At 67.3% G+C, this 17,993-nt stretch carries 18 protein-coding genes; 4 read left to right on the forward strand and 14 right to left on the reverse strand.

Annotated elements, in window-relative coordinates; all coding sequences use genetic code 11:
* Positions 1 to 76: 76 nt before the first annotated feature.
* Positions 77 to 1,549: an amidase gene (locus ASC83_RS15490; RefSeq protein ID WP_156379517.1), complete on the reverse strand. Its 1,473-nt coding sequence runs from the start codon at positions 1,547 to 1,549 to the stop codon at positions 77 to 79.
* A 124-nt stretch (positions 1,550 to 1,673) separates the two neighbouring features.
* Here ASC83_RS15490 and ASC83_RS15495 point away from each other — a divergent pair, with 124 nt between their 5' ends.
* Both ASC83_RS15495 and nth read left to right on the forward strand, forming a co-directional pair.
* On the forward strand, positions 1,674 to 2,639 hold the full coding sequence (locus ASC83_RS15495) for a LysR family transcriptional regulator (protein WP_056064305.1): 966 nt from the start codon (positions 1,674 to 1,676) through the stop codon (positions 2,637 to 2,639).
* Positions 2,640 to 2,641: 2 nt separating this feature from the next.
* Complete coding sequence (nth, locus tag ASC83_RS15500; RefSeq protein WP_056065129.1) at positions 2,642 to 3,280, forward strand: endonuclease III; 639 nt, start codon at positions 2,642 to 2,644, stop codon at positions 3,278 to 3,280.
* Positions 3,281 to 3,417: 137 nt separating this feature from the next.
* Here the strand turns inward: nth and ASC83_RS15505 are convergent, their stop codons facing one another.
* The 6 genes from ASC83_RS15505 to ASC83_RS15530 form a co-directional block, all read right to left on the reverse strand.
* Positions 3,418 to 4,164, reverse strand: a complete 747-nt coding sequence (locus ASC83_RS15505) for an aspartate/glutamate racemase family protein (RefSeq protein WP_056064308.1) — start codon at positions 4,162 to 4,164, stop codon at positions 3,418 to 3,420.
* A gap of 22 nt (positions 4,165 to 4,186) precedes the next feature.
* Positions 4,187 to 4,951, reverse strand: coding sequence for a GntR family transcriptional regulator (locus tag ASC83_RS15510; RefSeq protein WP_056064310.1), 765 nt, complete (start codon positions 4,949 to 4,951; stop codon positions 4,187 to 4,189).
* A gap of 13 nt (positions 4,952 to 4,964) precedes the next feature.
* Positions 4,965 to 5,852 (reverse strand): ABC transporter permease, encoded by an 888-nt coding sequence (locus tag ASC83_RS15515; RefSeq protein ID WP_056064312.1) that lies wholly within the window; start codon positions 5,850 to 5,852, stop codon positions 4,965 to 4,967.
* A 1-nt stretch (position 5,853) separates the two neighbouring features.
* The gene (locus ASC83_RS15520) at positions 5,854 to 6,765 is read right to left on the reverse strand and encodes an ABC transporter permease (RefSeq protein ID WP_056064316.1); all 912 of its coding nucleotides are present in this window, start codon (positions 6,763 to 6,765) and stop codon (positions 5,854 to 5,856) included.
* A 182-nt stretch (positions 6,766 to 6,947) separates the two neighbouring features.
* The gene (locus tag ASC83_RS15525; RefSeq protein WP_056064319.1) at positions 6,948 to 8,240 is read right to left on the reverse strand and encodes a PotD/PotF family extracellular solute-binding protein; all 1,293 of its coding nucleotides are present in this window, start codon (positions 8,238 to 8,240) and stop codon (positions 6,948 to 6,950) included.
* 61 nt (positions 8,241 to 8,301) lie between these two features.
* Positions 8,302 to 9,372 (reverse strand): ABC transporter ATP-binding protein, encoded by a 1,071-nt coding sequence (locus tag ASC83_RS15530; protein WP_056064322.1) that lies wholly within the window; start codon positions 9,370 to 9,372, stop codon positions 8,302 to 8,304.
* 249 nt (positions 9,373 to 9,621) lie between these two features.
* Here ASC83_RS15530 and ASC83_RS15535 point away from each other — a divergent pair, with 249 nt between their 5' ends.
* A complete protein-coding gene (locus ASC83_RS15535; RefSeq protein WP_235509388.1) occupies positions 9,622 to 10,755 on the forward strand; it encodes a GGDEF domain-containing protein in 1,134 nt (377 codons plus the stop codon).
* A gap of 21 nt (positions 10,756 to 10,776) precedes the next feature.
* On the opposite strand, the gene cobT is transcribed toward ASC83_RS15535, so the two are convergent.
* Entirely contained in the window at positions 10,777 to 11,841 is a 1,065-nt protein-coding gene (cobT, locus tag ASC83_RS15540; protein ID WP_056065133.1) for a nicotinate-nucleotide--dimethylbenzimidazole phosphoribosyltransferase, read from the reverse strand.
* Here cobT and ASC83_RS15545 point away from each other — a divergent pair.
* Complete coding sequence (locus ASC83_RS15545) at positions 11,840 to 12,628, forward strand: class I SAM-dependent methyltransferase (protein ID WP_056064324.1); 789 nt, start codon at positions 11,840 to 11,842, stop codon at positions 12,626 to 12,628. The two genes, cobT and ASC83_RS15545, sit on opposite strands and share 2 nt — an antisense overlap.
* A 31-nt stretch (positions 12,629 to 12,659) precedes the next feature.
* On the opposite strand, the gene ASC83_RS15550 is transcribed toward ASC83_RS15545, so the two are convergent.
* The 6 genes from ASC83_RS15550 to cobO form a co-directional block, all read right to left on the reverse strand.
* Complete coding sequence (locus ASC83_RS15550; RefSeq protein WP_056064327.1) at positions 12,660 to 14,114, reverse strand: cobyric acid synthase; 1,455 nt, start codon at positions 14,112 to 14,114, stop codon at positions 12,660 to 12,662.
* 35 nt (positions 14,115 to 14,149) lie between these two features.
* Positions 14,150 to 14,542 (reverse strand): DUF3037 domain-containing protein, encoded by a 393-nt coding sequence (locus ASC83_RS15555; protein WP_056064330.1) that lies wholly within the window; start codon positions 14,540 to 14,542, stop codon positions 14,150 to 14,152.
* The gene (locus ASC83_RS15560) at positions 14,529 to 15,323 is read right to left on the reverse strand and encodes a HipA family kinase (RefSeq protein ID WP_056064333.1); all 795 of its coding nucleotides are present in this window, start codon (positions 15,321 to 15,323) and stop codon (positions 14,529 to 14,531) included. The genes ASC83_RS15555 and ASC83_RS15560 overlap by 14 nt, the downstream gene beginning before the upstream one ends.
* Positions 15,320 to 16,399 (reverse strand): aminotransferase class I/II-fold pyridoxal phosphate-dependent enzyme, encoded by a 1,080-nt coding sequence (locus ASC83_RS15565; protein ID WP_056064336.1) that lies wholly within the window; start codon positions 16,397 to 16,399, stop codon positions 15,320 to 15,322. Before ASC83_RS15565 ends, ASC83_RS15560 begins: the two co-directional genes overlap by 4 nt.
* A complete protein-coding gene (gene cbiB, locus ASC83_RS15570; RefSeq protein ID WP_056065136.1) occupies positions 16,396 to 17,337 on the reverse strand; it encodes an adenosylcobinamide-phosphate synthase CbiB in 942 nt (313 codons plus the stop codon). The genes ASC83_RS15565 and cbiB overlap by 4 nt, the downstream gene beginning before the upstream one ends.
* A 69-nt stretch (positions 17,338 to 17,406) precedes the next feature.
* Complete coding sequence (gene cobO / locus ASC83_RS15575; protein ID WP_056064339.1) at positions 17,407 to 17,976, reverse strand: cob(I)yrinic acid a,c-diamide adenosyltransferase; 570 nt, start codon at positions 17,974 to 17,976, stop codon at positions 17,407 to 17,409.
* Positions 17,977 to 17,993 lie beyond the last annotated feature (17 nt).

A 17,993-nucleotide genomic window follows, 5' to 3' on the forward strand; every position in this document is an offset into this window, starting at 1 on the left:
AGAAAGCACGTTGACAAAAGCGGGGGGTAGCGGGGGTTCACGGTGGGAGACGGAATGGCGAGCAGCAAGGCCCAGGTCACCCCAGCAAGGGGCTGCGCTGGCGCGCGTACCCACTGGCCTGGTCGTAGGCATGGCCGATCTGCAGCACGGCGGCGTCAGACTGTGCCGGGCCGATGATCTGCAGCCCCGCAGGCAGGCCGCCGGGGCCAAAGCCTGCGGGGGCTGCCAGCGCGGGCAGGCCGGCCATGGTGGCGGGCACCACGGTCTCCATCCAGCGGTGATAGGTGTCCATGGTGCGGCCACCGACCTCGTGGGGCCAGTCCAGCCCGGCATCGAACGGAAAGACCTGGGCAGCGGGCAACACAAGAAAATCGAATTGCTCGAACAGGCCGCGCAGCACCTGGTACCACGCGCTGCGCACGCGGGCCGCGTCGTACACCTGCAGGGCCGTCAGGCGCATGCCACGCTCGATCTCCCACACCGCCTCGGACTTCAGCAGCGCATGCGTGGCCGGGTTGCGATACAGGGCCGCATTGGCCCCTGCCACGCTGAAGCTGCGCAGGTCGATCCAGGCGTTCCAAAGCTGCTTCAGGTCGAACGCGGGCACCACCGACTCCACTGTGCAGCCCACGGTGCGAAAGTGCTCCAGCGCCTGCTCGCAGGTGGCCAGCACGCCAGGCTCGGTGGGCAAATGGCCGCCCAGATCACCCAGCCAGCCGATGCGGGCACCGCGCCAGTCGCGCTCCAGCGGCTGGCCCAACAGGGCCACGTCCTCATGGCGCCGCGTGAGCGGCAGGCGCGCATCAAAACCCGCCTGCACCGACAGCAGCAGCGCCAGGTCCGGGATGTTGCGCGCCATGGGCCCGGCCACGCTGAACTGCTGGAAGAACACTTCCTCCGTCGGCCCGTGCGGCACCAGGCCGAACGAGGTGCGCAGGCCGTATACGTTGTTGAACGCCGCTGGCGTGCGCAGCGAGCCCATCATGTCCGAGCCATCGGCCACAGGCAGCATGTGCAGGGCCACTGCCACGGCTGCGCCGCCACTGCTGCCCCCCGCCGACACAGCCGGGTTGTGGGCGTTGCGCGTGGTGCCATACACCGGGTTGTAGGTGTGCCCGCCCAGGCCAAACTCGGGCGAGTTGCTGCGGCCGATGAACAGTGCGCCGCCTGCGCGCGTGCGCTCGAACACCACCGCATCGGTGGTCGAGACCTGCCCGGCAAAGATGGGCGAGCCCCGCGTGGTGACCATGCCCGCAGCGGGCATGATGTCCTTGGGCGCCTGCGGAAACCCATGCAGCGGGCCCGGGCTCTCGCCGCGCGCCAGTTGCGCATCGCGCTCTGACGCCTGCATGCGCAGGGAGTTGCGGTCCACCATCGCTACCAGTGCGTTCACCACGGGGTTGAGCCGATCCACCTGGGCCAGGTAGGCATCCAGCACCTCGGTGCAGGAGACCTCCCGCGCATGGATGGCGCGCGACAGTCCGGTGGCCGTGTAGTCCACGATGTGGCTGGGGGTACCACCCGGGGTGACGCTGTTTGCAGGAGGCATGGGGGCTGGGGCCGGTGAATGTGTCATTTATGGGTCAGCATAAGCAGACCGCTGCGTTTCGACAATCAACGATTTCTGGGGTTATCTTTGCGTTTTACGCAATTCACATCCCGAAAGGCCCCCGATGCTTTCCAGCCGCTTGCAGGACACGGCACTGCGCTACTTTCTGGAGGTGGTGCGCAGCGGTTCGGTCAGCGAGGCCGCCACGCGCCTCAATGTGTCGCCCTCGGCCGTGAGCCGCCAAGTCGCCGCCCTCGAAGACCTGCTGGGCGTGCCGCTGTTTGACCGGCGCCCACGGGGCATGGCGCCCAGCGCGGCGGGCGAGCTGCTGGCCGCCCATGCGCGGCGCGGCGCGCTGGAGGCCGACCGCGTGGTCTCCGACATCCAGGCGCTGCAGGGCCTGCGCACGGGGCTGGTGCGCATCTGCAGCTCTGCGGGTTTTGCCATCGAGTTCCTGCCCCGCGTGATGGCGCAGTTCCGCCTGCAGTACCCCGGCATCCAGTTCCACCTGCGCGTGGCCAGCCCAGCAGCTGTGACCGTGGCGGTGCTCAACGGCGATGCGGACATTGGCCTGACCTACAGCCGCTCGGCCGAGCGGGACATCACCGTGCAGCACCGCCAGGCCGCGCCCGTCATCGCCATCATGCGGCCTGACCACGCGCTGGCACGCGCCCACTCCGTCACGCTGGCGCAGATGCACGCCTACCCCATCGCCCTGCCCGAGCGCGATAACACCGTGCGCCAGCTGTTCGACATCGGCTGCAGCCAGCGGGGCCTCGTCTTTGAGCCCGCCCTGGTGTGCAACCACTTCGAGACGCTGATGCACTTTGTGCTGCATGGCGGCGGCCTGTCCATCTCGGGCGAGGTGACGGTGCGCGACCGCGTGTTGCGCGGCGAAATGCATGCCGCCCAGATCCGCGAGCCCGGCATGAGCGCCCGCGCCGCCGAACTGCAAACCCTGAGCGGCCGCACCCTGCCCGCTGCCGTGCGCATGTTCCTGGAGTTCCTGCAGGCGCAGCTGCGGGACAATGCGCCACCGGCCACGCCCGCCAAAAGAAGCCAGCCCCCTGCCCCACCCCGCCAACGATGATGATGAAAACCGCCCAGATCGAGCCCTTCTTCGCCACCCTGAAGGCGGCCAACCCTATGCCCAACACGGAGCTGGAATACACCACCCCGTTCGAGCTGCTGGCCGCCGTGCTGCTGTCGGCCCAGGCCACTGACGTGGGGGTGAACAAGGCCACGCGCAAGCTGTTCCCTGTGGCAGGCACGCCCCAGGCCATCCTGGATTTGGGACTGGAGGGGCTGGAGGGCTACATCAAGACCATCGGCCTGTACCGCACCAAGGCCAAGAACCTGATGGAAACCTGCCGCATCCTGGTGGAGCAGCACGGCAGTGTGGTGCCCCGCACGCGCGAGGCGCTGGAGGCCCTGCCCGGCGTGGGCCGCAAGACGGCCAACGTGGTGCTGAACGTGGCCTTTGGCCAGCCCACGATGGCGGTGGACACGCACATCTTTCGCGTGAGCAACCGCACAGGCCTGGCACCGGGCAAGAACCCGCTGGCGGTGGAGCTGCAGCTGATGAAGCGCGTGCCCGCCGCCTATGCGGTGGACTCGCACCACTGGCTCATCCTGCTGGGCCGCTATGTGTGCCAGGCGCGCAAGCCGCGCTGCTGGGAATGTGTGGTGAGCGAGTATTGCGACTACCGGCCGAAGACGCTGGCGCCCTAACGCGCAGAAAGCACAGCGCTTCAAATTTCATAGCAACCAGCGCATATTCTTCTAGCGCATCCAGCCTAAAACACTCAAAACCTGCGCTCTGGCAGAGATTTTGATCCCTTGCGCAACCGCCAGCCTGCAAGGCCAGGTCAGGCAACGCAGCGGGTGCCCAGCGCCGCTATTTCCTGCGACACCCCCACCCAGGCCACATCAAACCCCGCCACCTTGCGCTCCGGTGGCACGGGGTGCGCGCGCAGCGCCCAGGTGGCACCGGCCACCACGCTGTCGATCACGGGCACAGTCACCTGCGGCTGCACGGCGGCAGCCATGCCTGCCAGCCCGGCGCCACCCAGAATGACGGCCTGCACCCCCATCTGCCGCACCACATCGCGGCACGCCTGGGCCAGCAATGCGCGGGCCGCATCGGGGTCTGCGGCCAGTTGGGCACCGGTGGGCGCCACGGTGTGAATGCCTGCCAGTGCGTGGGCGTGGCCCAGCGCCTGGGCCAGGCGCTGCAGCATGGGGCCCCAGCGCTCGCCGCCGGTGACGATGGCAAAGCGGCCGTGGCGCGCAGCCTCGATGAATGACGCTTCGGCCAGGCCGGTGACGGGCACCGGACTGCTCTCGCGCAGCGCCATCAGGCCGGGGTCGCCAAAGCAGCCGATCAGCACCGCGTCGGGCGCGGTCTGCGGCTGTGCGATCTCATGCGCCCACACATCGAGCGCGGCGTGGGCTGCTACGGCGTAGCTCGCCTCGCACGCGATGTACGGGGCGCCAAAGCGGGCCGTGGCCGTGCGCACCGCCACATGCGAGCCCGCAGCCCCCTGCACATGCCGCTGCAGCAAGGCACTGACATGGGCCGACATGTTGGGGTTGATGACGAGCAGTTGGCGCATGGGCAAGCGTGTGAAAAAACCGTCAGACCCCGCCCAGCAACCGCGCCAGATCGGGCGCCTCTGCCGCAGGCGGCGTGAACTCCAGCTGCGACTCGATCCTCGCCAGGTGGGCAAGCATCAGCCGGGGCGCCTCGCGCGCGTCGCGCAGGCGGATGGCGTCGATCAGCGCGCGGTGCTCGCGGCAGCCGCAGGCCGTGGCCTCTTCGCGGGTTTGGGCGTGGCTGGGGCTGTAGGTCATCAGGATGAGCGAGGTGCGCGACACCAGCTCGCGCAGGATGCGCCCGAGCGTCTGGTGCCCTGCTGCCTGCGCGATGTGCAGGTGAAAGTCGCCCGACAGGCGGATGGCGCGGCGCATGTCGCCGCTGGCGCGGGCGGCCTCTTCGTCGTCGATGCAGGTGCGCAGCGCGGCGATGTCAGCGTCGGTGGCGTTGGCGATGAACAGCTCCACCAGGCGCGGCTCCAGCAGGCGGCGGGCCTCGAACACTTCCAGCGCCTCTTGCGGCGTGGGCTGGGCAATGGATGCGCCCCGGTTGGGTGTGAGCGTAACGACCTGCTCGTTGGCCAGCCGCACCAGCACAGGCCGCACGCGGGTGCGGGACACGCCAAAGGCAGCCGCCAGCTTGTCTTCCACCAGCTTGGTGCCGGGTGGTAACCGGTGGTCGAGGATGGCCGACACCATGCGGTCGTACATGTCGTTGTCGCTGAGCTGGCCGGTCGTGTCGGGCTGCACGGGCGATTCGGCGACCGCAGCGCGCGCGCGCCGGGGCTTGGGGAGGGTGGTCGTCATAAGGGTGCCGTTTTTACCCCGAACGGCCCTTGCGCCTGCGGCCCAATGCCCACACCAGCGCCAGCGTGATGCCCATGACGACGAACGACACCACGGTGGTCAGCGTGCCCAGCGCGTAGATGGACGGCGTGGTCACCGTGCTGGTCAGGCCCTGCAGCTCCCGCGGCAGCGTGTTCACGTCGCCAATGGCCTGCGAGGTGCGGGCGATCTCGTCCCAGCTGAGCGTGAAACCGAACATGCCAATGCCCACGACCGAGGGCGCGATCAGCGGCAGCACCACATGCGCAAAGCCCTGCCAGGGCGTGGCGCCCAGGTCGCGCGCCGCCTCTTCGTACGCCGGGTTGAAACGGTTGAACACCGCAAACATGATGAGCAGGCCGAACGGCAGCGTCCAGGTCAGGTGCGCGCCCAGGGCCGAGGTGAACAGGCCCAGCGACGTGCCGTAGCCTTCCAGCGCACTCTCCATGCCCAGCCATTCGAGCGCGGCCTTGATGCCGTTGTCGATGAGCCGGAACTCCAGCCCGATGCCCAGCGACACAATGATGGACGGCATGATGAGGCTGGCCACGACGATGAAGAACAGCGTGTTGCCGCCCGCCAGCCGCTTGCGAAACGCCAGACCGGCCAGCACCGACAGCACCACCGTGCACAGCATCACCGCCACGCCCAGGCCCAGCGAGCGCCACAGCGCCGCGCCAATGTCCACCACGCCCAGCCCTTCGGCCAGCTTGGCAAACCAGTGCAGAGACACACCGCGCATGGGGAAGGTGAGCCCGCCCTCGGGGCCCTGGAAGCTCAGGATGAAGATGACGAACATGGGTCCGTACATGAACAGCACGAACAGCGCAAAGAAGATGGCCAGGGGCCAGAAGCTGGCGGGACGAGATTCTCGGACTTTCATCTCACAGCTCCTTGCGAATGTCGACGAGGCGTGTGAGGCCCCAGATGATCATCAGCACCACGGCCAGCAGGATCACGGCATTGGCCGCCGCCAGCGGGAACTGCAGGTAGGACGTCTGCACCTGGATGATCTTGCCAATCGATGCAATCTGCTGCCCGCCCATTACGCCGATGGTCACGAAGTCGCCCATGACGATGGTGATCACAAAGATCGAGCCGATGATGATGCCGGTGCGCGAGAGCGGAACGATCACGTTCCACAGCGTCTGCCAGCCACTCGCGCCGCTGTCGCTGGCGGCCTCGATGAGGCTGCGGTCGATGCGCATCATGCTGTTGAAGATGGGCACGATCATGAACATGGTGTACAGGTGCACAAAGGCCAGCACCACGGAGAAATCCGAGAACAGCAGCCACTCCACGGGCGTCTCGATGAGGTTCATGCCCATCAAGGTCTGGTTCACTAACCCATTGCGCCCCAGCAGCGGCACCCACGAGATCATGCGGATCACGTTGGATGTCCAGAACGGAATGGTGCACAGCACGAACAGCAGCGTCTGCATGCCCGAAGAGCGCACATGGAAGGCCAAAAAATAGGCCACGGTGAAGCCGATCACCAACGTGATGAGCCACACCAGAAAGCTGAACTTGAGCGTGGAGTAATACGTCTTGAGCGTGACACACAGGCCCTCCGACGCATCGCCACAGCCCGCGAAGATCGACACGTAGTTCTTGAACGTAAAGCCAGGCAACAGCTCGTACTCATTGAAGTCCCAGAAGCTGACCATCACGATCAGCGCCAGCGGAATCAGAAAAAACAGCGCGAACACCAGCGTGAACGGCGCAGCCTGCCACCAGGCGGCAATGCTGCGGCCGGGGACAGCTGCAGCAGGTAAGGACTGTGTGGTCGTGCTCATGGTGTTTGCAATCAATGAATTCAAAGGTCTACCGTTCGGCGCTTGCTCTTGAGACTGACGCTGCCCAAGACCAGTGCCCCCGTGCAAGGGCCGCCCCGCCGCACCGGGGGCGTCCCCCTCCCGAACCGCGCAGCGGGTCGAGAGAGGGGTGAAGGCGCGCAGCGCCTCAGGGGGTGCACTCCTTACGCCGCGACGAACTCATTCCACTTCTGCACCATGTAGTTGTTCTCGTCCATCAGCGCGTTCCAGCAAGCGATGCCGCCCATGCGCGACTCGTAGCTGCCGCCGTCGCGCACTGCACCGGCCTTGGCCAGCACGTCGCCATTGGGGCTCTTGATGTCCTGCGTGGCGGGCTTGCCTTCCATCCAGTAGGCCCACTCGTAGGCTTCCATCTTGGACTTGGCGGTCTCCAGCACGGCGCTGTAGTAGCCCTGGCGGTTCAGGTAGGCACCGGCCCAGCCGTCGAGGAACCAGTTGATGAACTCGTACGCACCATCGAGCTTGCGGCCGCTCAGCGTGGCGGGCAGGCCAAAGCCGGCGGCCCAGGCGCGATAGCCTTCCTTCAGGGGCTGGAAGTTGCAGGCGATGCCCTTGGTGCGCACGGCCGTGACAGCCGGGCTCCACATCGACTGGATCACCACCTCGCCCGATGCCATGAGATTGACCGACTCGTTGAAGTCCTTCCACAGCGCGCGGAACTGGCCCTGCTTCTTGGCCTCGATCAGGGTCTTGATCGTGAGATCAATCTCCTTCTTGGTCATGTTGCCCTTATCGGGGTACTTGTAGATGCCCATGGCCTCGACCACCATGGCGGCGTCCATGATGCCGATGGAGGGGATGTTCAAAATCGCGGTCTTGCCCTTGAACTCGGGGTTGAGCAGCTCGGCCCACGAGTTGATCGGGCGCTTGATCAGGTCGGGGCGGATGCCCAGCGTGTCGGCGTTGTACACGGTGGGGATCAGGCTCATGAACTGCGTGGGCGCGGTCGCGAACTTCTTGGACTTTTCACCTTCCAGGTAGATCACCTTCTTGGGCGCGGTGCCCTGGTCGCCCACGGCCTTGCCGGCCACCTGGCCGGTGGTGAACAGCGTGGTGATCTTGTCGGCGTTCTTGATGCGCTTGGTATCGATGCCCTTCAGGTTGCCCGTGGGTACGATCTTTTTCAGCGAGAAGTACTCGGTGTCGATCAGGTCAAAGCTGTTGGGCGCAGTCACGGCGCGCTTGGTCACGTCGTCGGTGGTCACGGCCACGTACTGGATCTCGATGCCGGTGTCGGCCTTGAACTTCTCGGCAATCGCCTTGTCCTGGTTCACCGCCGTGCCCAGGTAGCGCAGCACGATCTTCTCTTGCGAATGCACGGCCGGGAACATGCCTGCGGCCAGGATGCCCGCCGTGCCCTTGAGCAGCGAGCGGCGAGCCACTCCAGTGGCATCGGAGACAACAACAGGGGAACCAGCACGGGAAGCATCGGACATGGGAAAACTCCTTGGGTTGCGGAAGGGGACGGGTGAAAAAAGAGGGGACGTGGCGACGCGGTCAGGCGGCGACGGCCATTGCGGGAGCGGGCACGGACAGCGGGTGCGCCTGGTCAGGCGTCCAGTGCAATTGCACGCCCTGCCCCACCTGGTAGGGCTGCGCAGCAAAGGCGGCCTCGGACACCATCACCGAATACGCCGCCGTGGCGTTGGCCGACAGAACTGCGCCGTGCTTTTGCAGGCCCACCAGCACATAGGTGCCTTGGTATTCCACATCGGTCACCACGGCCTGCATACGCTGGGTGCCCCAGGGCAACTCGGCATGGGTGGGGGCGATCTGCAGGTGGTCGGTGCGCACACCCACCTTGCCCTCGGGCGTGTCAATCACGTTGTGGCCGCCCATGAAGCGCGCCACAAACTCGCTGGCGGGCCGGTTGTAGACCTCGTGCGGGCTGCCCACCTGCTCAATCACGCCGTGGTTCATCACCACCATGGTGTCGGCCAGGGCCATAGCTTCTTCCTGGCTGTGGGTCACATGGATGAAGGTCAGGCCCAGCTCTTTTTGCCAGCGGCGCAGCTCGGCACGCATCTGGATGCGCAAGAAGGGGTCGAGGGCAGACAGTGGCTCGTCCAGCAGCAGCACACGCGGCTGGGTGATGAGGGCCCGCGCCAGCGCCACACGCTGCTGCTGCCCGCCGGAGAGTTCTGCGGGCTTGCGCTCGGCCAGGTGCCCCAGGGCCACGCGCTCGAGCAGGTCGCGCGCCTTGGCCTGGCGTTCGGCCTTGGCCACGCCTTTCATCTTCAGGCTGAAGGCCACGTTATCGAGCGCCGAGAGGTGCGGAAACAGCGCAAAGCTCTGGAACATCATGGCCGTGCCGCGTGCGGCGGCCGGCAGGTCGGTGATGTTGCGGTTCTCCAGCAGGATGTCGCCGCTGGTCACCGACTCGTGCCCGGCAATCATGCGCAACGTGGTGCTCTTGCCGCAGCCCGAAGGCCCCAGCAGGCAGCAGTAGCTGCCGCTGGCAATGCGCAGGTCGATCGCATCCACGGCGGGCTTGCCTTGGGCGTAGCGTTTGGTCAGCGCCACGATTTCAATGGCGGCGGAGGTGGGCGCAGGGTGGGTGCTTTGCATGGCGTATGCCCTACGCAAGGCCCATGCCAACTTTGTACACAATGTTTTATGAACTTTGCATACAAAATGCACCAACACGGCGCACATTGCCGCCCCATACCGGTCCACACCCGCGCTGCCCCTGGTCCAACCTCGGGCAAACCATGCACCGAAACAGCGCTGAGCACTGCGGGTGCGTGGCTATACTGGCTTCGCCTTTGAAACAATTTATTACGCAAGCACGTCCCTCCCCCTCCTCTTGCCTGCCGCATGACGAACCTCGACCCGCGCTCCATGATCGCCCTGGCGGGCTTCATGTCTGCCGTCATGGCCCTGGTGCTGCTGTTCATGCGGCGGCACTACCCGCCCAGCATCCGGGGCGTGGGCGGATGGGCGGCGGCGCCATTGCTGTGGCTACTGTCCACCGTGCTGTTTGGCGCGCGTGGCGCCATCCCCGACTGGCTGGGCCTGGTGCTGGCCAACCAGTTGCTGGTGCTGGGCTCGGTCACTTATTACATGGGCACCCGCCGGTTCATGGGCCAGCCCGCCACCTGGCGCACCTGGAACTGGGTGATGGCCGGCACCACGGTGGTGTTTGCCTGGCTGACCTACGGGTGGCCCAACTATGCCGTGCGGGTGGGGTTTTTCACCGTGGTGATGGGGGCGCTGTACGCCGCGCAACTGCGCTTCATGCTGCGCCACGGGGGGCGCAACTTCCCAGTGCGACTGGTGGAGGTGATGCTGGGCCTGCACATGCTGGTACTGGGGGTCAGGCTGGGTTCCATCCTGGCTGGGCACGCGGGCAACGACCTGATGGAGCCATCGCTGTTCCAGACCCTGTACATCGGTGCCTATGCGCTCACCGTGCTGATGTTGTCCATTGGCGCGGTGCTGATGGCCACAGACCGCTTGCGCACCGAGCTGGAGCATCTGGCCACCTATGACTCGCTGACCCAAACCCTCAACCGCCGTGCCTTGCTGCAGCGCTGCGAGGACGAGCTGGAGCGTGCGCAGCGCTACGGCGGCGGTCCGTCCATCATGATGGTGGACCTGGACAACTTCAAGGCGGTGAACGACACGCGCGGCCACCAGCACGGCGATGCGGTGTTGGTGCACTTTGCCGAGCGCACCCGCCAGGTGCTGCGCCGCGCCGACCGCCTGGGTCGCTACGGGGGCGAGGAATTTCTGGTGCTGCTGCCGGGAGCCGACGCGCAAGCGGCCCTGGCCGTGGCCCAGCGCATCCACGCCACGCTGGCCTCGGGGCACCCGCTGGACTGCGAGGTGAGCATCGGGCTGACCAGCTGGTCCGGGTCACACGAGACCCTGGACGCGATGCTCTCCCGCGCCGACGCCGCGCTGTACCGCGCCAAGGAAGAAGGCCGCAACCAGACCGTGGTGGGCTAGAGCCTGCCCAAGCAGGGCGGCTCAGGCCGTCTGCGTCGCCACGCCAGCCGATTCAAAACTCGCCATCTCGCGCAGCACGGCGCAGGCCGATTGCAGCAACGGCCAGGCCAGCGCCGCGCCCGATCCCTCGCCCAGGCGCAAGCCCAGGTCCAGCAAGGGCTCGGCCTGCATCTGCGCCAGCATCAGGCTGTGGCCCCGTTCGCCCGAACGGTGGGCAAACACGCAGCGCTGCAGCACCTGCGGCGCGATGCGGCTGGCCACCAGCACGGCCGCGCTGGTGATGAAGCCGTCCACCACAATCACGCGCCGCTCGGCCGCTGCCTGCAGCACTGCGCCCACCAGCGTGGCCACCTCGTAGCCCCCCAGGGCAGCCAGGGCCTCCAGCGGGCTGGTGGCGCCCGCATTGGCATCCAGCGCCTGCTGCAGCACGGCGCGCTTGCGTTCGATGCCCGCAGCATCCAGCCCCGTGCCCGCGCCCGTCACCTCGGCCAGCGGCAGCCCCGCCAGGCGCGCCAGCAGCAGCGACGCCACCGAGGTGTTGGCAATCCCCATCTCGCCCAGCAGCAAGGCGTTGCCTGGCAGGGCACGCACCACCTCCACCCCGTTGGCCAGCGCTTGGGCGCATTGCTCGGCACTCATGGCCGGGCCGACGGAGGCATCCTGCGTGCCGGGTGCCACCTTGCGCAGCAACAAGCGGGGCTGGCCGGGTGCTGTATCGCGCGCAGCGATGGGTCTGGCCACGCCACAGTCCACCACCGTGAGGCCCAGGCCATGCTGGCGCGCGAGCACGCTCACGGCCGCGCCACCCGCCAGAAAGTTCTCCACCATCTGCCAGGTCACATCGCTCGGGAACGCCGAGACACCCCGCGCGGCCAGGCCATGGTCGCCGGCGCACACCAGCATCTGGGGAGCATGCAGCGCGGGGGATTCGGTGCCCAGGATCACGCCCAGGCGCAGCGCCAGGCGCTCCAGCAGGCCCAGCGAGCCCAAGGGCTTGGTCTTGTGGTCAATGACGTGCTGCAGGCGGCTGGCCAACGCGGCATCATGCAGGTCAGCAACGGATGGAAGTACGAAAGGTGAGGTCATGGTGATGGAGAACACAAAGAACGCCGTGCACAAAGCGGCACAGCAGGGTTTTGAAAAAGAAGCGCAGGCCTACGCGCGCGGCAGGCCGGACTACCCGGCGGCGCTGTCGGCCTGGCTGGCACAGACGTTGGGACTGGGCCCCGGTCGCGAGGTGGCCGATGTGGGTGCGGGCACCGGCAAATTCACCGCGCTGCTCGCAACCACCGGGGCCACAGTGGTGGGCGTGGAGCCCGTGGACGCCATGCGCGCCAAGATCGAAGCCTTGCAACTGCCCACGGTGCGCGCCGTGGCGGGCACGGCACAGGCCATTCCGCTGCCGTCCGGCACGCTGGATGCCGTGGTCTGCGCACAGGCCTTCCACTGGTTTGCCACCCGCGAAGCCCTGGACGAATTCCATCGCGTGCTGCGGCCGGGCGGCAAGCTGGGACTGGTGTGGAACGTGCGCGATGAGTCGGTGGACTGGGTGGCCGAGCTCACCACCATCATCACGCCCTACGAAGGCGATGCCCCGCGCTTCTACAAGGGCGACTGGCGCAAACCCTTTCCACACCCCGGTTTCGGCCCATTGGTCGAGACCCGGCTGACCCACGAGCATGTGGGGCCACCCCAGCAGGTCATCGTGGACCGATTCATGTCGATCAGTTTCATCGCGGCCCTGCCAGATGCTGAACGCGCTGCGGTGCGTGCTCAGATCGAGGCTTTGATAGCCCGACACCCCGCGCTGCGCGGGCAGGACACCGTGCGCTTTCCGTACACCACCCTCGCCTGCCACTGCGAACGGGTGTGAGGGGCTGAATGGCGCCACGGTATCCGGCACGCTAAGGCGCTACCAGCGCATCCAGCACGCCCGGTGTGAAGCTGTTGCCCAGGAAGCCTGCGAGTCCGTCAAACACACTGTCCAGCGTGGGCACCTGCGCGCCAAACAGCGCGTGCAGCACCGCAGCATCCTCAAACAAGCCGTGCAGGTACACGCCCAGCACATTGCCCGCCGGGTTCTGCCAGGCGATGCCAGGGATGACCTCGCGCGCCACATCGCCCTTGGCAGCCATGGCGGGGTGCTGAGCGGTCTGGCCGTGGTGGATTTCGTAGCCCGTGGCGGACACACCCGCCAGCGCAGCCCAGGCCCCCAACACCTCACCAAACTGCGCCTGGGTGCGTTGCACAGTCTTGGCAACCTCGAAGGTGGTGACCAGCGGCAGCAGGCCCAGGCCCGGCGCATTGCCGTCGATGCCTGCGATGTCAATCAACGCCTCGCCCAGCATCTGCAGGCCGCCACACACGCCCAGCACCGTGCCGCCCTGCCCCGCGTGATGGGCAATGGCCTGGTCCAGCCCTTGCGCGCGCAGCCAGGCCAGGTCGGCAGCGGTGGACTTGGAGCCCGGCAGCACCACCCAGTCGGTGGGCTTGAGGCCCGCCAGGTCGGCCGGGCTGCGCGCCCACAGCAGGCGCACGCCGGGCACGTTCTTGAGCGGCTGGAACTCGTCGAGGTTGCTGATGCGCGGGTAGGCGATGACAGCCACGGTGGTGTGCACCGCGCCCGCTGACAACGTGCGGTCATCAAACACGCCGTCCTCCTCGGGCAGGCCGTGGCGCCATTGCATGGGGATGGTGGCCACGGTGGGCACACCCGTGAGGTCCTGCAGCATCTGCGGCGCAGGCGCCAGCAGGCTGGCATCGCCGCGAAACTTGTTAAGCACAAAGCCATGGATCAGCGCCCGCTCATCCTCGGGCAACAGTGCCCAGGTGCCGTACAGGTGGGCGAACGCGCCGCCCCGGTCGATGTCGGTCACCAGCAGGCAGCGCGCATCGGCATGGCGGGCCACGCGCATGTTCACGATGTCGCTGGCGTGCAGGTTGATTTCGGCGGGCGAACCGGCGCCCTCGATCACCACCACGTCGTTCTCGGCACGCAGTGCATCGAGGGCTGCAGCGATCTGCGGCCACACCTTATCGCTGCGGCCGCGCCAGGGCATGGCCGTGAGCTCGGCACTCACCTGCCCCATCAGCACGACCTGGCTGTGCGTGTCGGCCTCGGGCTTGAGCAGCAGCGGGTTCATGCGCACCTCAGGCTCGGCACGCGCAGCCAGGGCCTGGAAATACTGGGCGCTGCCGATTTCCCCCATCACACCCGCAGGGCCCGACACCACACGCGCGTTGTTGCTCATGTTCTGCGCCTTGAACGGCGCAACCTTCAGCCCCTGGTTGCTGTAGTAGCGGCACAGCGCCGTGGTGAGCCAGCTTTTGCCGGCGCCGCTGGTGGTGCCCAGCACCATCACACAACGGGCCAATTGGGGAGCAAAGTTTTCAGTCAAGGCAGTGGGCGGACCATGCGGTCCATGATGTGTTCAAGTGCTGCAGCCGCATCGGTGCAGCGGCCCGTGTGCACGGGAGAGGTCTGGATGATGGCGCTGCGTTTGGCGGTGAGCCAGTGAAAGCGCTGGCGGTACGGCAGGCGCGCAATGGGGCCACAGCCTTCGTCGCCCGCACAGATGGCCACGATGGCGGCCAGGTGGCGGCGCACGGCGTCAATGTCGGCGTGCGGGTCCATGGCCAGCAGGCGCGCCTCGTCGAGCGCGATGGCAGCCTGGAGAAAGCCGGTGCGCTGGCACGACAGGATCACGCCCGCGTTGATGAATTCCTCGCGCTCCACGCGCGGCACCACGCGCACGATGGCGTAGTCATACACCTCAGGCGCGTGCATCGACGGCCTCCTTCAGTGCATTCACCCAGGTGGCGCGCCCGGCCAGGCGGGCGCAGAAGTAGTCCACATAGGCCTGGCGGTGGGTGGCGGCAGCGGTCAGCAGGCCTTCTTCGTGATCTACACCGGCCAGCACCAAAAACTCGTCGGGCACCTCGGCCAGGATGCCCGCCACCACCTCGGGCGTGAGGCGCGCGGCCAGCTCGGCATCCACCTGCGCGAGCAGCGTGGCCCGGGCCAGCAGCACATGGTCGGCAATGGGCGCAAAGGGTTTGGCGGGCAGGGCCACCGTGCCGTTCCATGCATGGTGAAAGGTCAGCGCCGCACCGTGGTCGATGAGCCAGGGCTGGCGGTGCCACATCAGCAGATTGGTGTTGCGCGCAGTGCGGTCCACATTGCCCACCAGCGCGTCGAACCACACGAGGCGTGATGCGAAATCATCCGACACGACATCCACCGCCGGGTCGAAATTGAGCGCGCCCGACAGGTAATCCAGCCCCACGTTCAGGCCACCGCTGGCCCGTACCAGGTCCTGGATTTCGGGATCGGGCTCGGTCTGCGCCAGGGCGGGGTCGAGCTGGGCCAGCACGATCTCGGGCACGGGCAGGCCCAGCGCACGGGCGATGCCGCCCGCAATGATCTCGGCCAGCAGTGCGCGCACGCCCTGCCCTGCGCCACGGAACTTGAGCACGTAGGTGCCCAGGTCGTCGCCCTCGACGATGGCGGGCATGGAGCCACCTTCACGCAGCGGCGTGACGTAGCGATTGACGGTGATGGTTCTCACAAGGTCTCCCTCGATCCGATGGAATGCGGGATGGTACGGCCCGCAGGGCCCAAGACGGCCTGCCATGCGGCCCGCAGCGCATCTTGTGCGGCGGGCGCCAGCACCCCCAGGCGCACGGTGCCGGGCAGGCCGAACGACGCCGCATCGCGCAGCTTGATGCCGCCGGCGCGCAGCGCAGCCAGATCGCTCTGCAACGTGTGGGTAGCGGGCTGCGCGCAGAAATAGTTGGCCTGGCTGCCTGCGTGCACAGCCCAGCCCAGATCGGTGCACAGCGTCTGCTGGCGCGCCTTCCAATCGCCCAGAGTGCGCAGGCTGTGCACCAGCCATTGCTGCACGGTGGCCTGCGTCCACGCCTGCAGCAGTGCCACGCCGTGGGCGCCCACAGGCCAGGAAGACGCCAGGGCCGTCAGCCCCAGCGCCTGCTCTTCACAGTCTGGCGGCGCAATCGCATAGGCGGCACGTACACCCGTCAGCCCCAGGGCCTTGTTGGGGGTCCAGAGCTGCCAGCAGGCCGAAGGCATGAGCGGCGACGGCGCGCCAGCCCATGCGCCCTCCGCGCCGAGCCGCAGGGGGACATACGCGCAGTCGAGCACACGCCAGGCAACGTCGGCATCGCTTTGTCGCCAACCGCGCAACGAGGAATCCTCCACACCCAGAGGGCTGGAGGGCTCGCACGCCCATTGCAGGCCCGCTGCGGCGCCGCCGCCCCGCAGCACCTCCAGCCCGCGCACCTGCGCGGCCTGGGCGTAGTCGCCATAGCTGTGTGGCGGCACAGCTACCTGCACCGCGCCCTGCTGTGCGGCCAGCGCGGTGATGCGGTGGATGAACTCGCTGGCACTCGCGGCCAGCACGATGCGCCCCGGCACCACGCCATGGAAGGCGCCGAGGGCCTCGCGCAGCGCCGTGTAGGCCGGGTCGGGGTAGCGCGTGGCGTCGGCCGCCCGCACGGCGTGCAGCGCCTCGGGGCATGGCCCGCAGCCGTTGCTGTTGGTCGAGAAATCAAACACCGGAACGCCCGCGGCGTCCGGGCCACCGTGCAACGGCGTGGGCGCAGAGAAACGACGCGGCGAGCTCATGTATGCGCCCAAGCAAATACCACCAGCACCAGCAACTGCAGGCCCGCCACCACGGGCACCATGGCCAGCACCACCTGCGTGCCCAGGCGTGTAGCGCGCCGCGTATCGAGCGGCCCCGCCCGGCGGCCCTTGCTGTGCAGTGTGTACACCCCGGGCTTGGCCAGGCGCACGTTCAACGCCAGTGCCATGGCCGCCATGGGCCAGCCGCTGTTGGGCGATGGCGTCTTGCGCGCCTGGCGGGCCAGCGTGGAAAACGGCAGTCCCCTGGCGACCACCGCCAGCAACAAGGCGGTGATGCGGGCCGGCACCCAAGACAGCACATCGTCCGCCCGCGCGGCCCACTTGCCCGCCCATTGCCAGTAGCGCCCGCTGCGCATGCCGGGGTAGCCCCACATGGCATCGGCCGTATTCGCAAAGCGGTACAGCGCAGCCCCCGGCAGACCCAGCAGCGCAAACCAGAACAGCGGCGCCACCACGGAATCGTTGAGGTTCTCGGCCAGCGACTCGATGGCCGACTCGCGCACCTGCACGGCGGTGAGAGCGCTCACGTCCCGGCTCACCAGCCGGGCCAGTTGCGCGCGCCCGGCGGGCAGCGACTGGCCCAGCGCCACCTCCACCGCCAGCACCTCGTCGTGCAGCATGCGCCAGGCCAGCAGGGGCTTGAGCAGCAGCGCCAGCATGCCGAGGGCAAGCCAGCCCATCAACGTCAACGCCAGGTGCTGCAACCACCAGGAAACTATCAAAACAATAGCAGCCAAGGCAATCCACACTATCGCCCCCAGCCAAAAACGCCGAAAGTCTTGTGCCACAGGCGTCAGCGGGGCCACCCGCTCGCCCCCCCAGTGCAAGGCCGTGCCCATCCACACCACAGGGTGCCAGCGGGCGGGCGGCTCCCCCAACCACCAGTCAATGGCCAGTGCCAGCAGCGGCACTCCCATCCACACCGCTGCCGCAGGCCAGCCCAGGCCAGGGAGCAGTAGCAAGGACCAGTGCTCGGACACAGTGGCTCAGTCTTCGATGCCGCGCTGCGCGGGAATGCCCGCCTTGAACGCGTGCTTGATCAACTGCATCTCGGTCACGGTGTCGGCCAGCTCGATGATCTCGGGGGGGCAGCGGCGGCCGGTGAGGCACACGTGCACGTCCTTGGGCCGATCGCGCAGGGTCTGCAACACGCCGTCGAGCGGCAGCCAGCCGTAGATCAGCGGGTAGGTGATCTCGTCCAGCACCACCAGAAAATGCGCGCCCGACAGGATGGCGGCGCGCGCCTTTTCCCAGCCGTCGCGCGCGAGCTGGGCCGAGTGCTCCAGGTCCTTGCTCTTCCAGCTGAAGCCGTCGCCCAGGCCTTCGATGGGCAGGCCGATCTGCTCGAACATGCGGTGCTCGCCAAAACGCGCGGTGGGCACCTTCATGAACTGGAAGATCTTCACAGCTTTGCCCCGGCCATGGGCGCGCAGCGCCAGGCCAAAGGCGGCCGTGCTTTTGCCCTTGCCGTCGCCGGTGTTGACGATAACAAGGCCCCGGCGTTCGCCCTCGGGCTTTTCGTAGCGTTTTTCGGTGGGCGGGGTTTCGATCTGCATGGTGTCGATTCTTTCAG

This window comes from Acidovorax sp. Root402 (assembly GCF_001425125.1).
In the GTDB taxonomy this organism is placed as follows: Bacteria; Pseudomonadota; Gammaproteobacteria; order Burkholderiales; family Burkholderiaceae_C; genus Acidovorax; species Acidovorax delafieldii.

Bases quoted from the DNA above. Each gene is read 5' to 3' on its own strand.
- ASC83_RS15535 (WP_235509388.1), top strand. From the start codon at position 9,622: ATGACGAACCTCGACCCGCGCTCCATGATCGCCCTGGCGGGCTTCATG.
- ASC83_RS15545 (WP_056064324.1), top strand. From the start codon at position 11,840: ATGGTGATGGAGAACACAAAGAACGCCGTGCACAAAGCGGCACAGCAG.
- cbiB (WP_056065136.1), bottom strand. From the start codon at position 17,337: ATGGGAGTGCCGCTGCTGGCACTGGCCATTGACTGGTGGTTGGGGGAG.
- cobO (WP_056064339.1), bottom strand. From the start codon at position 17,976: ATGCAGATCGAAACCCCGCCCACCGAAAAACGCTACGAAAAGCCCGAG.
- ASC83_RS15490 (WP_156379517.1), bottom strand. From the start codon at position 1,549: ATGCCTCCTGCAAACAGCGTCACCCCGGGTGGTACCCCCAGCCACATC.
- ASC83_RS15520 (WP_056064316.1), bottom strand. From the start codon at position 6,765: ATGAGCACGACCACACAGTCCTTACCTGCTGCAGCTGTCCCCGGCCGC.
- ASC83_RS15505 (WP_056064308.1), bottom strand. From the start codon at position 4,164: ATGCGCCAACTGCTCGTCATCAACCCCAACATGTCGGCCCATGTCAGT.
- ASC83_RS15555 (WP_056064330.1), bottom strand. From the start codon at position 14,542: ATGCACGCGCCTGAGGTGTATGACTACGCCATCGTGCGCGTGGTGCCG.
- nth (WP_056065129.1), top strand. From the start codon at position 2,642: ATGAAAACCGCCCAGATCGAGCCCTTCTTCGCCACCCTGAAGGCGGCC.
- ASC83_RS15495 (WP_056064305.1), top strand. From the start codon at position 1,674: ATGCTTTCCAGCCGCTTGCAGGACACGGCACTGCGCTACTTTCTGGAG.
- cobT (WP_056065133.1), bottom strand. From the start codon at position 11,841: ATGACCTCACCTTTCGTACTTCCATCCGTTGCTGACCTGCATGATGCC.
- ASC83_RS15515 (WP_056064312.1), bottom strand. From the start codon at position 5,852: ATGAAAGTCCGAGAATCTCGTCCCGCCAGCTTCTGGCCCCTGGCCATC.
- ASC83_RS15565 (WP_056064336.1), bottom strand. From the start codon at position 16,399: ATGAGCTCGCCGCGTCGTTTCTCTGCGCCCACGCCGTTGCACGGTGGC.
- ASC83_RS15510 (WP_056064310.1), bottom strand. From the start codon at position 4,951: ATGACGACCACCCTCCCCAAGCCCCGGCGCGCGCGCGCTGCGGTCGCC.
- ASC83_RS15525 (WP_056064319.1), bottom strand. From the start codon at position 8,240: ATGTCCGATGCTTCCCGTGCTGGTTCCCCTGTTGTTGTCTCCGATGCC.
- ASC83_RS15530 (WP_056064322.1), bottom strand. From the start codon at position 9,372: ATGCAAAGCACCCACCCTGCGCCCACCTCCGCCGCCATTGAAATCGTG.
- ASC83_RS15550 (WP_056064327.1), bottom strand. From the start codon at position 14,114: ATGGTGCTGGGCACCACCAGCGGCGCCGGCAAAAGCTGGCTCACCACG.